This window comes from Enterobacter sp. UNJFSC 003 (genome assembly GCF_036903355.1).
Taxonomy (GTDB): Bacteria; Pseudomonadota; Gammaproteobacteria; order Enterobacterales; family Enterobacteriaceae; genus Enterobacter.
The window spans coordinates 233502-246463 of sequence record NZ_JBAKHK010000001.1 but is presented as its reverse complement, the minus strand read 5'-3'; the positions used below and the strand labels follow the sequence as shown (position 1 = coordinate 246463).

Sequence of the window (12962 nt, the reverse complement as noted above, 5' to 3'; positions counted from 1 at the left end):
TCACAAAGATAGCGCTACCAACGATTAACATTCAGAAGTGTGATAGCGCTATCAAATTGATATCATCGTGTTAAATCACAGCAAAAAAAGGGATTTAAGGCGTATACTGCCTTTCACGTGAAGCGAAGGATGAAATTAGTCGCGTCCTGTCAGCAGGAAGATGTATGTCTCTAACCCGAAAAAGGCGCAGTACCGGCAAAGTGACACTCGCCGATGTCGCACAGCTTGCGGGCGTAGGTACGATGACCGTGTCACGTGCACTCCGCACGCCTGAACAGGTTTCCGATAAACTGCGTGAAAAAATTGAAGCCGCCGTGCAGGAGCTGGGCTATATGCCCAATTTAGCTGCCAGCGCCCTGGCCTCGGCCTCATCATGGACGATAGCCATGGTTGTCCCTAACCTTTCCGAAGCCGGGTGCTCGGAGATGTTTGCCGGACTGCAGCAGGTGCTACAACCTGCCGGGTACCAAATTATGCTGGCGGAATCCAGCCATCGTCTTGAACAAGAAGAAAAATTACTCGAAACCCTACTGGCGTCGAATATCGCCGCGGCGATATTACTCAGCGTTGAACACTCTGATACCGTCCGCCATTGGCTGAATAATGCCTCAATTCCGGTAATGGAGATGGGCGCGATGCGCGCCGACCCTATTGATATGAACATTGGGATCGATAACGTGGCCGCCATGTATGAGCTGACGGAAATGCTGATCCAGCGTGGCTATCAAAATATCGGCCTGCTGTGTGCGAACCAGGAACAGTGGATTTTCCAGCAGCATTTGCAGGGCTGGTACAAGGCAATGCTTCGCCACCATATGTCACCCAATCGGGTGATTAACGCCGCCATGCCGCCGACGTTTTCGACAGGCTCTGCGCAACTGCCCGAGTTTCTGCTGGCCTGGCCGGAGCTGGATGCGCTGGTCTGCGTTTCGGATGAACTGGCCTGTGGCGTGCTTTATGAGTGCCAGCGCCGGCGCATTAAAGTCCCCGATGATTTGGCCGTTGTGGGGTTTGGCGACAGCGACGTGAGCCGCGTCTGTCAGCCACCGCTGACGACAATGGCGGTACCCCATCGAAAGATTGGCATTGAAGCCGGAAGAGCGTTGCTTGAACGTCTGAATGACGGAGACTGGCGCGATCATAAACCTATCGCGTCCAGCCTCTGTTTGCGGGAAAGTTGTTAAGGCTTATTCAGCCTCTTCCTCTTTTTCCGGCTTACTTTCCGGTTTAGCGGATTCGTTTTTGGCGTTGCGGGTCATCCACAGCGCCAACGCTTTCAGCGAATCCGGCGTGAACTCGTCACAACGCGCGGTAATCTCTTCCGGCGTCATCCAGCTCACTTCACTGACCTCTTCTTCCCGCAGGGCGAAAGGTCCGTGAGAGACGCAGCTAAACAGCCCGCCCCAGACGCGGCAATTTTCGTCCTCGAAATAGAACTGGCCGTGTTCGGCAAACGGCACACCGGCAATGCCTAACTCTTCTTCTGCTTCACGACGTGCGGAATCCAGCAGCACTTCATCGGCCTGAACCACGCCGCCCGCAGTCGCATCCAACATACCGGGAAGAAAATCTTTGGTTTCAGTACGGCGCTGAACCAGTATTTTGCCCATACCGTCATGGACAACGATATAGGTTGCGCGGTGACGAAGACGCTCTGCGCGCATTTGTTCGCGGCTGGCCTGCGCGATTACTTCATTTTCTTCGCTGACAATGTCAACCCATTCAGTACTTGCCAAATGACTCTGCTCCACCATCGGGAAACCTTCTCGTCTAAGCGCTCTTTTGGCGCGTTTGCAGTTGAGGTGTAACTTACGGATTAATCGCTATCTGCGCAATAACTTGCTGATCATTAAGTGCGATAACGCTTAACGTATTCTCGTCCAGCATGCCGTAGCTGGCAGGATTCCCGCCTTTGGGTATGCTGACCGAACCAGGGTTAAAGTGATAAATCTCCCCGCGTTTTTCGGCGACCGGAATATGAGTATGACCGTAAATAAGGACATCGCCAGCCGCAAGCGCCGGGAGATTATCCGCGCCAAAAAGATGCCCGTGGGTTAAAAAAAGACGGCATTTTTCCAGAAGCACCTGTTGCCAGGGCGCCGTCATGGGAAACTGGAGCAGCATCTGGTCCACTTCACTGTCGCAGTTGCCGCGAACGGCGATGATACGGGAGGCAAAGGGGTTGAGCTTTTCCGCCACCTGAGCGGGTGCATAGCCTTCCGGCAGCGCATTGCGCGGGCCATGGTTTAACACATCGCCCAGAATCACCAGCCACTGCGCCTCGCTTTGGACAAACAGTGAAAGAACACGCTCGGTAGCAGGCAGCGATCCATGGATATCCGACGCAAACATCAGTTTCATCAGTAACTCCTCAGAAAATCAGATGCCCATATCATACCTGAAGCGCCAGGCCTGTTCAGCCCACACGCTTAGCGGAGAGTGCCACATAGCGCTGTACAGAGGCGCGTTGCCACTGGAATGCGGCATAATCCACCAGCAGCGGTGGAACATCGTCACCGTTGAGGATCAGACGGTTCAGCATGATTGCCAGATCGGTATCGGCAATACACCACTCGCCAAACAGGTTTGGGTTGCCATGGGCCAACAACGCGGAGGCAGTCTTAATCAGCTTTTGCGCACTGGCGCTCCCCTCAGCGCTGAGGGCGGGCTTTTTCACCCCGGCAAAGACGACATCGGTGGAACGCTCAACGCGGATTGGCAGCAGATCGCTGCGCAACCAGGCCTGGATCTGACGCGCACGCGCACGCTTTTGCAGATCGTGAGGGTAAATCCGCTCCCACTCGGGCGGCGCGAAACGATCTTCAAGATATTCATCGATCGCTGAGGATTCGCTTAATTCAAAGTCATCCACTTCCAGCATTGGCACGCGTCGGGTCAGAGCATATCCCTTCCACTGCGGATTAAGGTGTTCGCCACCGTCCAGATCGACCGTCTTTAAGGTAAACGTCAGCCCTTTTTCAGCCAGCGCCACGTACGCGCTCATGACATACGGTGAAAAGTAACGGGAATCGGACCACAGTGTAATAGCAGGCTGGTTCATAACTTCCTCATCGACTCATCGGTTTTCACTCAACATATAATCTCTTTACCCTGCTGTCACTTGATGAAAACTCACGATTTGCAACAAGCACCTATACTCAATTGTCATGGCACCACTATTCGCACGGACAGGAGTTGAGAATGATCGACCTTTACTATGCCCCTACCCCAAAAGGCCATAAGATTACCCTCTTTCTGGAAGAGGCCGAAGTAGAGTACCGGATCGTTCGTGTCGACATTAGCAAGGGTGACCAGTTCAGGCCGGTTTTTCTGGCTATCTCACCCAACAACAAAATTCCTGCGATTATCGATAACCTTCCCGCTGACGGCGGCAGGCCGTTGAGCCTGTTTGAGTCCGGGGAGATTTTGCTTTATCTGGCCGAGAAAACCGGCAAACTGCTAAGCAGCGAATTGCGCGAGCGCCATCAAACGCTGCAGTGGCTCTTCTGGCAGACGAGCGGCCTGGGCCCAATGCTCGGACAAAACCACCACTTTACCGCCTATGCTCCGCAACCCATCCCTTACGCTATCGAACGCTATCAGGTTGAAACCCAACGTCTTTACGGCGTATTGAACCAAAGGCTGGAGAAAACGCCCTGGCTCGGGGGCGAACACTACAGCATTGCCGATATCGCCTGCTGGCCGTGGGTGAACACGCATGAACGCCACCGTATCGATCTCGCCTCTTATCCGGCGGTTAACAACTGGTTCGAGCGCATCCGCACCCGTCCAGCTACCGAGCGCGCCATGCAAAAAATCCACGATATTTAAGCCGGTCCCCTGATGTGCGCAGATGTTGCACTCATGTATTATGGAGCGGAAATCCAGACACGGAGAAGACCTGCAATGTCGCAGCATGACGCTATTATACGTATAAAAAACTTACGCTTACGCACCTTCATTGGTATCAAAGACGAAGAGATCGCCAATCGTCAGGATATCGTTATTAACGTGGTGATCCACTACCCGGCAGACAAGGCGCGCGCCAGCGAAGACATCAATGACGCGCTGAACTATCGCACTATTACCAAAAGCATCATCCAGTATGTTGAGAACAACCGCTTTTTCTTACTGGAAAAATTAACTCAGGATGTGCTCGATATCGCACGCGAGCATAGCTGGGTCACATATGCTGAAGTAGAGATCGATAAACTTCACGCCCTGCGCTATGCCGACTCTGTCTCAATGACGTTAAGCTGGCAGCGCCAGGCGTAAACCTGGAGGTTGTATGAAGATTCTGCTGACCGGCGGTACGGGCCTGATTGGTCGCCATCTCATTCCACGCCTGCAGGCGCTGCATCACGACATCACCGTGGTCACGCGCAGTCCGGAGAAAGCCCGTCAGGCGCTGGGGACGGGCGTCGATATCTGGAAGGGGCTAACTGAGCAGCAGAATCTGGACGGCTTTGACGCCGTCATTAACCTCGCGGGAGAACCCATTGCCGACAAACGCTGGACAGAAGAGCAAAAACAGCGGCTGTGCAGCAGCCGATGGAACATCACCGAAAGGCTGGTTGAGCTTATCCGTAACAGCCATACCCCACCGTCGGTATTTATTTCCGGCTCGGCGGTGGGATACTACGGCGACCTCGGCGAGGTAGTCGTTACCGAAGAAGAGCCCCCGCACAACGAGTTTACGCATAAACTCTGCGCCCAGTGGGAGCGTATCGCCTGCGCTGCGCAGAGCGATAGCACACGTGTCTGCCTGCTGCGTACGGGCGTGGTGCTTGCGCCAAAAGGCGGCATTTTGGGCAAAATGCTTCCCCCCTTTAAGCTCGGGCTCGGCGGGCCGATCGGCAATGGTCGCCAATATATGGCGTGGATCCATATCGACGATATGGTCAACGGTATTCTCTGGCTGCTCGATAACGACCTGCGCGGGCCGTTTAATATGGTCTCGCCATACCCTGTGCGGAACGAACAGTTCGCCCATGCGCTGGGACATGCCCTGCATCGCCCGGCGGTGTTGCGCGTGCCCGCTACCGTGATTAGGCTGCTAATGGGCGAATCATCGGTGCTGGTCCTGGGCGGACAGCGGGCGTTGCCAAAACGGCTTGAGGCGGCGGGATTTGCCTTTCGCTGGTATGACTTAGAAGAAGCCCTGGGGGATGTGGTGCAGTGAATATGTTACAGTTATACGTCATGTTCCGATGATATGGCGTAACAATGGCAACCATCACCACACCCCGTCTGCACCTCACTCCTTTCGAACCCACGGACTGGGCGTTTTTCCGCTCTCTGCGGGAAGACCGCAATATCATGCGTTACATGGCCGCCATCGCCCCGGAAAAAGAAACCCGCCGCGTGTTTGCCGCTCGTATAGCAGCGGCGCATGTTTTTGTGATTCGCTTTCGTGATGATGACACCCCGCTTGGCGATATTGGCCTGAAAATCAGCGCAGAAAACCGTGAAGAGGCGGATATCGGCTATACCGTCGTGCCTGCCGCGCAGGGTAAGGGCATTGCCAGCGAGGCGCTGAGCGCAGTGTGCGACTACGCCTTTAATCAGACGAGCGTGAAAGCGATTAACGCCTATGTGCTGGCGGACAACGGCGGATCGGTCCGGGTGTTAGAGAAAGCAGGTTTTGTGCGCACGCAGGTGCTGGAGAAGGCGTACGAAATAGACGGGGTGCGGTATGACGACTGGGTATATCGGCTGGAGTGCGGTGCGGTTTAATCTCCTCAATCTCGCCCTCTCCCTAAAGAGGAGAGGGCGAAAGGCAAAACTACTTTAACGATCCCTTCAGGAACTGCTGCAGACGCGGGCTTTGCGGGTTCGCCAGCACCTCATCCGGATGACCCTGCTCTTCAATTTTCCCCTGATGCAGGAAGATGACGTGATTCGAGACGTTACGGGCAAAGCCCATCTCGTGCGTCACTACCACCATCGTTTTGCCCTCTTCGGCCAGCTTCTGCATGATGCGCAGCACTTCGCCGACGAGTTCTGGGTCCAATGCAGACGTCGGTTCGTCAAACAGTAATACTTCTGGCTCCATTGCCAGCGCGCGCGCAATGGACACACGCTGCTGCTGGCCGCCGGACAAGTGTACCGGGTACTTCATCTGCTGGCGCTCATCGATACCCACTTTCGCCAGATACTTCACCGCGCGCTCGCGGGCTTCCTGCTTGTTCAGACCCAGTACCTGAACCGGTGCTTCCATGACGTTCTCCAGCACCGTCATATGGCTCCAGAGGTTAAAATGCTGGAATACCATCGTCAAGCGCGTGCGCAGCAGACGCAGCTGATGCTTATCCGCCACCTTCAGCTGACCGTCTTTATCACGCACCAGGTTGATATTCTGCCCGCTCACCACGATTGAACCTTCGCTCGGTTTTTCGAGGAAGTTAATGCAGCGCAGGAAGGTACTTTTACCGGAACCGGATGAGCCAATAATACTGATCACATCGCCCGCGTTAGCCTGCAGCGACACCCCTTTCAGCACTTCATGTTCGCCGTAGCGTTTGTGCAAGTCGATAACGTTTAGTTTGTTCTCAGCCATCATAATTCTCAGTGCGTCGAAGAAGGTTTTATATGCTGCAGCCAGCGTTTTTCAGCCTTGCGGAACAGGCTAATGAGGACGTAGGAAATAATCAAATAGAGCACCGCCGCAATGCCAAACGCGGTAAACGGCTGATAGGTCGCAGAGTTAATGTCACGGGCGATCTTCAGCAGGTCCGGCACTGTTGCAGTAAACGCCAGCGCGGTGGAGTGCAGCATGAGGATCACTTCGTTGCTGTAAGCAGGCAGCGCGATACGCAGCGCCGACGGCAGAATAATGCAACGGTAAAGCTTCACCGACGAGAATCCGTACGCGCGCGCCGCTTCGATTTCACCGTAAGGCACGGAGCGAATAGCCCCCGCGAAAATCTCGGTGGTGTAGGCACAGGTGTTGAGCGTCAGCGCCAGCACGGTACAGTTCAGTCCGCTGCGGAAGAAGGCGTTCAGCATCTCGGTGCCTTTCACGATCTCCAGCGTGTACATCCCCGAATAGAACACCAGCAGCTGTACGTACAGCGGCGTACCGCGGAACACGTAGGTAAACAGCCAGATAGGGAAACGAATGTATTTATTGTTCGACACGCGACCAATGGCCAGAAACACCGCCAGAATGCCGCCCATTACCACGGAAGAAATCAGCAGCCATAGCGTGATCGCCACGCCGGTAAAGCGATAGCCGTCCGTCCACAGCAGCGATTTCCAGTATTCCTGAATAATCTCAATCACAGGTCAGCCCTCTTCACACCCACGGAGTAGCGACGTTCTAGCAGAAGCAGCACACCATTGGAGACGGTCGTAAAGACCAGATAGATGACGCCACACACCACCGCAAAGTAGAACGGTTCCCAGGTACTTTTACCGGCCAGCTGCGTCGCTTTCACGACATCTTCCAGGCCCAGCAGAGAAACCAGTGCCGTCGCCTTGAGGATTACCTGCCAGTTGTTACCGATACCGGGAAGCGCAAAGCGCATCATGGCCGGGAACATGATTCGGCGAAACGTCTGTGAGGAGGTAAAACCAAATGCGGTCGCCGCTTCAATATGCCCTCGCGGCACGGCCATGTAAGCCCCGCGAAAGGTTTCCGTGAAGTACGCCCCGTAGATAAATCCGAGGGTAATAATACCGGCCACCATCGGGTCGATATCAATTTGTCCCATACCGATCGCATCCGTCACGCTGTTTAGCGCAATCTGCAGGCCGTAAAAAATCAGCAGCATCAGCACAAGATCCGGAACGCCGCGAATCAGCGTGGTATAGCCTTCAAAAATCAGCGCCAGCGGCTTATTCGCTGAAAGCTTTGCCCCAGCGCCCGCCAGGCCTATCAGCACAGCCAGTACCACGGAGCTTAACGCCAGCTCAAGGGTGACAAGCGCGCCTTGTAAAATAACGCCAGAAAATCCGTACAGCATAGCGTGCCCTGTCGTGTCGTGAGTGGTAGAACCGTGTCTTATCCCCTCCCTCCGCGGGAGGGGCCGCACGTTATTTGACGGGGCAATTAGCCGCCGTAAACATTAAAATCGAAGTATTTTTTCGCCAGCTTGTCGTAGGTGCCATCAGCGCGCATTTCAGCAAAGGCTTTGTTCAGCGCTTCGCGCAGTTCATTGTCTTCTTTGCGCAGACCCATACCGGTGCCCACACCAAAGAGTTTCTCGTCTTTAATGGACGGACCGCCGAACTTGTAATCTTTACCGATCGGCTGTTTCAGGAAACCTTCGCTCGCGGCGACTTCATCCTGGAACGCGGCGTCAATACGGCCAGCCGTCAGGTCTGCATAGATGTTTTCCTGGCCCTGGTACGAGACGATTTCAATGCCTTTCGGTGCCCAGTGGACATTGCCGTAGGTTTCCTGCGTGGTGCCCTGCAGCACGCCCACGCGCTTGCCTTTCAGCGAGTCAATCGTTGGCTGAATGTCAGAGGCATTCGCCACGACCAAACGGGAGTCTGCCGCATAGAGTTTGTCAGTAAAGGCAATCTCCTGCTGACGCTTTTCAGTGATGGAGAGAGAAGACATGATGACGTCGATTTTCTTGGCTTTCAGCGATGGGATCAGCGCGTCCAGCGGGTTCTCAACGTAGGTACATTGTGCTTTGATGCGTTTGCACAGCTCGTTGGCCAAATCAATGTCAAAACCGACCAGTTCACCCTTCGTATTCTTCGATTCGAACGGGGCATAGGTAGGATCGGTACCAATACGAATTTTTTGCGGAATGGCTGCGAATGCCGCGGTAGCGCTGGAAAAGGCGAGCACCAGAGAAAGTGACAACACGAGTTTTTTCATATCTGTCCTCAACAAACTGTCTTTATACGGGTTTTTACGACGACGGGGTGTCGTTAATGTGCCATTAATCCCCATAGTCAGGCAAAGAATAATGCCTTCCACACGGGATTTTTTGCATTATAAATGCGTAAGTATGCACAAGGCGATCCAATACAGTGCATGAATTGCACTGTATTGGATCATAAACCCTGGCAACGCACCTTATTGGTGCATCGCCATCGTGCGTTAGTCACCGTACACGTTGAAGTCGAAGTATTTCTTCGCCAGTTTGTCGTAAGTACCGTCTTTGCGCAGCTCGGTGAAGGCTTTGTCAAAGGCAGCTTTCAGCTCGGTATCGTCCTTACGCAGGCCAATACCGGTGCCGTCACCAAAGTATTTTTTGTCTTTAACAGACGGGCCCGCAAACGCGAATTCTTTACCTGCAGGCTGCTTGAGGAAGCCTTCGCTCGCGGCAACCTCATCCTGGAACGCCGCATCCAGACGGCCCGCCGCCAGGTCAGAGTAAATCAAATCCTGGTTTTGATAAGCCACCACGTCTACGCCCTTCTCGCGCCAGTTGGCATTCGCAAAACCTTCCTGAGTAGAGCCCTGAAGCACACCCACATGTTTGCCTTTCAACGAGTCGATGGTCGGCTGAATAGGAGAACCTTTGGCCGCAATCAGACGGGAATCCGCAGCATAGAGCTTGTCAGAGAAGGCAATCTCCTGCTGACGTTTTTCGGTGATGGAGAGAGAAGAGATAATGGCGTCAATTTTCTTGGCTTTCAGCGACGGGATCAGCGCATCAAAGTCGCTGCCCACCCATGTGCATTTCACTTCCATGCGTTTGCACATTTCATTTCCCAGATCGATATCGAACCCAACAAATTCGCCTTTCGCATCCTTGGATGAGAATGGTGCGTAAGTTGCGTCCGTACCGATACGAACTGTCTGTGGCAGTGCCGCATAGCTACCTGCTGCTGCACTTAACCCCACGAGCAAAGACAGAGCCAGAACCGTCTTCTTCATACATTTACCCTCAAGTACCGTGATTTTATTATGTATTGTGTTGTGTGTTGTGTTGCAGGCTTCTCTTGCAGGTCTTATGCCACATTGCCGTCTGGTCAAAAATTCGACGTTAAATATGTTAATAAAACGTTGCGATATTGCCTTAATGAGGAAAGATAGCAGGTCTGCCGAACGAACCGCAGAGGGAAAAAGGGAAAAAACGAATTAAATGTCGAGGATATGATCGCGGTTGCAGTTTTGCCCTGTAACAGGGCAAGTTGTCTTTCCATGCACGCTAGTTGTGCACGCCCTCATGCACCCTGCCAGCGGGTGAAGAGGTCTTCCGGCAGGTCGATATCAAACTGGTCCAGCACGCGGTTGACCGTCTGGTTGATCACGTCATCAAGCGTTTGCGGGCGATGATAGAACGCGGGAACCGGGGGCATAATCACCGCGCCCAGCTCGGCAGCCTGGGTCATTAAACGTAAGTGCCCCAAATGCATCGGCGTTTCGCGCACGCACAAAACAAGCGGACGTCGCTCTTTGAGCACCACGTCGGCTGCACGCGTTACCAGCGTATCGGTATAGCTGTTCACAATGCCGGAGAGGGTTTTAATGGAACAGGGCAGGATCACCATCCCCGCCGTTTTAAACGAGCCGGAGGAGATGCTGGCGGCGATATCACGGGCATCGTGAACCACATCAGCCAGGGACTGCACATCGCGCAGGGAGAGATCGGTTTCAAGGGAAAGGGTCTGACGCGCCGCCTGGCTCATGACCAGATGGGTTTCCACTTCTGCTACGTCACGCAGTACCTGCAACAGACGTACGCCATAAACCGCGCCGCTGGCACCGCTGATCCCTACAATGAGTCGTTTCATGATTTTTGCCCTTGCTGATTTCAGGGCTGACTGTGCAGGATTTTACGGGGAGTTGCAAGTGAGGGCGAACGCCCTCACTTGCGGAGACATCAACCTTCGTTGTGCATCTCTAAGCTTTCAAGATCGTTCTGCAGCTGGACAGCTTTCGCATCGTCATTACGCAGTGAATCAAGGTAGTCGAGATACTGCTGATCAACGTCTTTGGTGACATAAACGCCGTTGAACACCGAGCATTCGAACTGCTGAATATCCGGGTTCTCAGCGCGCACCGCGTCGATCAGATCGTTCAGATCCTGGAAAATCAGACCGTCGGCCCCGATGATTTGACGAATCTCGTCCACTTCACGGCCATGAGCGATCAGCTCCGTCGCGGTTGGCATATCAATGCCGTACACGTTCGGGAAGCGGATTTCCGGTGCCGCAGAGGCCAGGTACACTTTTTTCGCACCGGCTTCACGCGCCATCTCGATAATCTGCTCAGACGTGGTGCCACGCACAATAGAGTCATCCACCAGCAGCACGTTCTTGTCGCGGAATTCTGCACGGTTGGCGTTCAGTTTACGGCGCACGGACTTACGACGCAGCTGCTGGCCCGGCATGATGAAGGTGCGGCCAACGTAGCGGTTTTTAACGAAGCCCTGACGGTATGGCTTATCCAGTATGCGGGCAATTTCCAGCGCGATGTCGCAGGAGGTTTCCGGGATAGGAATCACCACGTCAATGTCCAGGTCGTCCCACTCGCGGGCAATTTTCTCGCCCAGCTTGGTCCCCATATTCACGCGCGCGCTGTATACGGAAATTTTGTCGATAAACGAGTCCGGGCGAGCAAAGTAAACGTATTCGAACAGGCACGGGTTGCTGACCGGGTTATCTGCACACTGGCGGGTGAACAGCTGGCCCTTCTCAGTGATGTAAACCGCTTCGCCCGGCGCAACGTCGCGCAGGAATTCAAAGCCCAGGGTATCCAGCGCCACGCTTTCAGAGGCCACCATATATTCGGTACGGCCATCGCCAAGATCGCGCTTACCGAGCACCAGCGGACGAATGCCGTTTGGATCCCGGAAGGCAACCATCCCGTGACCGATAATCATCGCCACACAGGCGTATGCACCGCGGATCAGGCGGTTTGTCGCGGCAACGGCAGCAAAGATGTTGTCAGCTTCCAGCGGGTAGTGACGGAAATTATCCAGCTCGCTGGCAAAAATATTGAGCAGGATTTCAGAATCAGAGGTGGTGTTAATGTGGCGACGTTTCTCTTCGAACAGCTTCTTACGCAGCTCATGCGCGTTGGTCAGGTTGCCATTGTGGGCAAGCGTGATGCCATACGGTGAGTTGACGTAGAAAGGCTGAGCCTCAGAGGCGCTGGAACTGCCAGCAGTAGGATAACGAACGTGACCAATCCCCATATTACCTTGCAGACGCTGCATATGGCGAGCTTCAAACACATCGTTTACCAGGCCATTCGCCTTGCGTAAACGGAAGCAGTTGTGTGCATCAATGGTGATGATACCCGCAGCATCCTGACCACGGTGCTGGAGCACCGATAACGCGTCATAAATAGACTGGTTTACCGGCATGAAACCGGCGATACCGACAATACCGCACATTCGTCTTTTCCTCGTTAAGCCACATCTCAGAGCTTACGCCCTGGGCAAGAAACTCGACGAGCTTTGCAGATAGTCAAAGAACCATCTGATGATGAAGCTGAATTCTGGAATCAGCTGCGATTTCTGCCAGTCTTCACTTTTTGAAAACCCGGTAAAGGTATCCAGGAAGAACAGTATCGCGGCCACAATCAGCACGCCTCGCAGTGCGCCGAAACAGATCCCGAGCACCCTGTCCGTTCCTGACAGACCGGTTTTCTCGACCAGCTGACCTATCACGTAATTGACGATAGCGCCAACAATCAGCGTCGCGATAAACAGCACCGCGATGGCGATTCCGTTTCGGACCAGTTCATCTTCAAAGCCCGTGAACCAGACAGACAGGTAAGTGTAGTAATGACTGGCAACAAAGAAAGCACAACCCCATGTTACCAGCGATAACGCTTCACGAACAAAGCCACGGATCAGGCTAACCAGACAGGAAAAACCAATCACCGCAATGATGGCGTAATCAATCCAGACCATATGTGTCCCACGATTTAACGCCCTGTCATCCAGTTCGGGGCGAATTCTAACAGAAAAAGAAAACGTTTGCGTAGGGATTTCCTTCCCGCGCGTAAATAAAAAAGGCGCTGAAAAAATGTTCAACGCCGT

General features: G+C 53.8%; 16 protein-coding genes. 5 read left to right on the top strand and 11 right to left on the bottom strand.

Translation table 11 applies throughout. The features are described from left to right. Positions 1–164 precede the first annotated feature (164 nt). Positions 165–1184 (top strand): LacI family DNA-binding transcriptional regulator, encoded by a 1020-nt coding sequence (locus V5P19_RS01145; RefSeq protein ID WP_334399327.1) that lies wholly within the window; start codon positions 165–167, stop codon positions 1182–1184. Between the two features lie 3 nt (positions 1185–1187). Here the strand turns inward: V5P19_RS01145 and yfcD are convergent, their stop codons facing one another. Genes yfcD through yfcF form a run of 3 tightly spaced genes read right to left on the bottom strand, consistent with a single transcriptional unit; the run spans position 1188 to position 3061 of the window. Further along, positions 1188–1754 (bottom strand): NUDIX hydrolase YfcD, encoded by a 567-nt coding sequence (gene yfcD / locus V5P19_RS01140; protein ID WP_334399325.1) that lies wholly within the window; start codon positions 1752–1754, stop codon positions 1188–1190. A gap of 55 nt (positions 1755–1809) precedes the next feature. Beyond that, a complete protein-coding gene (gene yfcE, locus V5P19_RS01135; RefSeq protein ID WP_334399323.1) occupies positions 1810–2361 on the bottom strand; it encodes a phosphodiesterase in 552 nt (183 codons plus the stop codon). Between the two features lie 55 nt (positions 2362–2416). Beyond that, positions 2417–3061, bottom strand: a complete 645-nt coding sequence (yfcF, locus tag V5P19_RS01130; RefSeq protein ID WP_334399321.1) for a glutathione transferase — start codon at positions 3059–3061, stop codon at positions 2417–2419. A 140-nt stretch (positions 3062–3201) separates the two neighbouring features. Between yfcF and yfcG the strand changes: the two genes are divergently transcribed. The 4 genes from yfcG (at position 3202) to V5P19_RS01110 (ending at position 5736) form a co-directional block, all read left to right on the top strand. Further along, complete coding sequence (gene yfcG / locus V5P19_RS01125) at positions 3202–3831, top strand: GSH-dependent disulfide bond oxidoreductase (protein ID WP_334399319.1); 630 nt, start codon at positions 3202–3204, stop codon at positions 3829–3831. A gap of 75 nt (positions 3832–3906) precedes the next feature. After that, positions 3907–4275, top strand: a complete 369-nt coding sequence (folX, locus tag V5P19_RS01120; protein ID WP_334399317.1) for a dihydroneopterin triphosphate 2'-epimerase — start codon at positions 3907–3909, stop codon at positions 4273–4275. 13 nt (positions 4276–4288) lie between these two features. Further along, on the top strand, positions 4289–5182 hold the full coding sequence (locus V5P19_RS01115) for a TIGR01777 family oxidoreductase (protein ID WP_334399315.1): 894 nt from the start codon (positions 4289–4291) through the stop codon (positions 5180–5182). 44 nt (positions 5183–5226) lie between these two features. Further along, the gene (locus V5P19_RS01110) at positions 5227–5736 is read left to right on the top strand and encodes a GNAT family N-acetyltransferase (RefSeq protein WP_334399313.1); all 510 of its coding nucleotides are present in this window, start codon (positions 5227–5229) and stop codon (positions 5734–5736) included. A gap of 49 nt (positions 5737–5785) precedes the next feature. Here the strand turns inward: V5P19_RS01110 and hisP are convergent, their stop codons facing one another. From hisP to cvpA, 8 genes are all read right to left on the bottom strand, one after another. Continuing rightward, on the bottom strand, positions 5786–6559 hold the full coding sequence (gene hisP / locus V5P19_RS01105; RefSeq protein ID WP_108416648.1) for a histidine ABC transporter ATP-binding protein HisP: 774 nt from the start codon (positions 6557–6559) through the stop codon (positions 5786–5788). An 8-nt stretch (positions 6560–6567) separates the two neighbouring features. After that, entirely contained in the window at positions 6568–7284 is a 717-nt protein-coding gene (locus V5P19_RS01100; RefSeq protein ID WP_334399311.1) for an ABC transporter permease, read from the bottom strand. Continuing rightward, positions 7281–7967, bottom strand: a complete 687-nt coding sequence (locus V5P19_RS01095) for a histidine ABC transporter permease HisQ (RefSeq protein ID WP_334399309.1) — start codon at positions 7965–7967, stop codon at positions 7281–7283. Before V5P19_RS01095 ends, V5P19_RS01100 begins: the two co-directional genes overlap by 4 nt. Before the next feature lie 86 nt (positions 7968–8053). Beyond that, positions 8054–8836 carry a histidine ABC transporter substrate-binding protein HisJ gene (gene hisJ, locus V5P19_RS01090; RefSeq protein WP_334399307.1) on the bottom strand — a complete coding sequence of 261 codons (783 nt, stop codon included), beginning with the start codon at positions 8834–8836 and terminating at the stop codon, positions 8054–8056. A 225-nt stretch (positions 8837–9061) separates the two neighbouring features. Then, a complete protein-coding gene (gene argT, locus V5P19_RS01085) occupies positions 9062–9844 on the bottom strand; it encodes a lysine/arginine/ornithine ABC transporter substrate-binding protein ArgT (protein WP_119937114.1) in 783 nt (260 codons plus the stop codon). Positions 9845–10134: 290 nt separating this feature from the next. Beyond that, on the bottom strand, positions 10135–10704 hold the full coding sequence (locus V5P19_RS01080; RefSeq protein WP_334399302.1) for a UbiX family flavin prenyltransferase: 570 nt from the start codon (positions 10702–10704) through the stop codon (positions 10135–10137). Positions 10705–10793: 89 nt separating this feature from the next. After that, positions 10794–12311 (bottom strand): amidophosphoribosyltransferase, encoded by a 1518-nt coding sequence (purF, locus tag V5P19_RS01075; RefSeq protein WP_119937116.1) that lies wholly within the window; start codon positions 12309–12311, stop codon positions 10794–10796. A gap of 33 nt (positions 12312–12344) precedes the next feature. Next, the gene (gene cvpA / locus V5P19_RS01070; protein ID WP_000262116.1) at positions 12345–12833 is read right to left on the bottom strand and encodes a colicin V production protein; all 489 of its coding nucleotides are present in this window, start codon (positions 12831–12833) and stop codon (positions 12345–12347) included. Positions 12834–12962: the final 129 nt, after the last annotated feature.

What these genes read in the sequence shown, in the direction of transcription:
- V5P19_RS01145 (WP_334399327.1), top strand. Translation starts at nt 165, where the DNA reads ATGTCTCTAACCCGAAAAAGGCGCAGTACCGGCAAAGTGACACTCGCC.
- yfcD (WP_334399325.1), bottom strand. Translation starts at nt 1,754, where the DNA reads ATGGTGGAGCAGAGTCATTTGGCAAGTACTGAATGGGTTGACATTGTC.
- yfcE (WP_334399323.1), bottom strand. Translation starts at nt 2,361, where the DNA reads ATGAAACTGATGTTTGCGTCGGATATCCATGGATCGCTGCCTGCTACC.
- yfcF (WP_334399321.1), bottom strand. Translation starts at nt 3,061, where the DNA reads ATGAACCAGCCTGCTATTACACTGTGGTCCGATTCCCGTTACTTTTCA.
- yfcG (WP_334399319.1), top strand. Translation starts at nt 3,202, where the DNA reads ATGATCGACCTTTACTATGCCCCTACCCCAAAAGGCCATAAGATTACC.
- folX (WP_334399317.1), top strand. Translation starts at nt 3,907, where the DNA reads ATGTCGCAGCATGACGCTATTATACGTATAAAAAACTTACGCTTACGC.
- V5P19_RS01115 (WP_334399315.1), top strand. Translation starts at nt 4,289, where the DNA reads ATGAAGATTCTGCTGACCGGCGGTACGGGCCTGATTGGTCGCCATCTC.
- V5P19_RS01110 (WP_334399313.1), top strand. Translation starts at nt 5,227, where the DNA reads ATGGCAACCATCACCACACCCCGTCTGCACCTCACTCCTTTCGAACCC.
- hisP (WP_108416648.1), bottom strand. Translation starts at nt 6,559, where the DNA reads ATGGCTGAGAACAAACTAAACGTTATCGACTTGCACAAACGCTACGGC.
- V5P19_RS01095 (WP_334399309.1), bottom strand. Translation starts at nt 7,967, where the DNA reads ATGCTGTACGGATTTTCTGGCGTTATTTTACAAGGCGCGCTTGTCACC.
- hisJ (WP_334399307.1), bottom strand. Translation starts at nt 8,836, where the DNA reads ATGAAAAAACTCGTGTTGTCACTTTCTCTGGTGCTCGCCTTTTCCAGC.
- argT (WP_119937114.1), bottom strand. Translation starts at nt 9,844, where the DNA reads ATGAAGAAGACGGTTCTGGCTCTGTCTTTGCTCGTGGGGTTAAGTGCA.
- V5P19_RS01080 (WP_334399302.1), bottom strand. Translation starts at nt 10,704, where the DNA reads ATGAAACGACTCATTGTAGGGATCAGCGGTGCCAGCGGCGCGGTTTAT.
- purF (WP_119937116.1), bottom strand. Translation starts at nt 12,311, where the DNA reads ATGTGCGGTATTGTCGGTATCGCCGGTTTCATGCCGGTAAACCAGTCT.
- cvpA (WP_000262116.1), bottom strand. Translation starts at nt 12,833, where the DNA reads ATGGTCTGGATTGATTACGCCATCATTGCGGTGATTGGTTTTTCCTGT.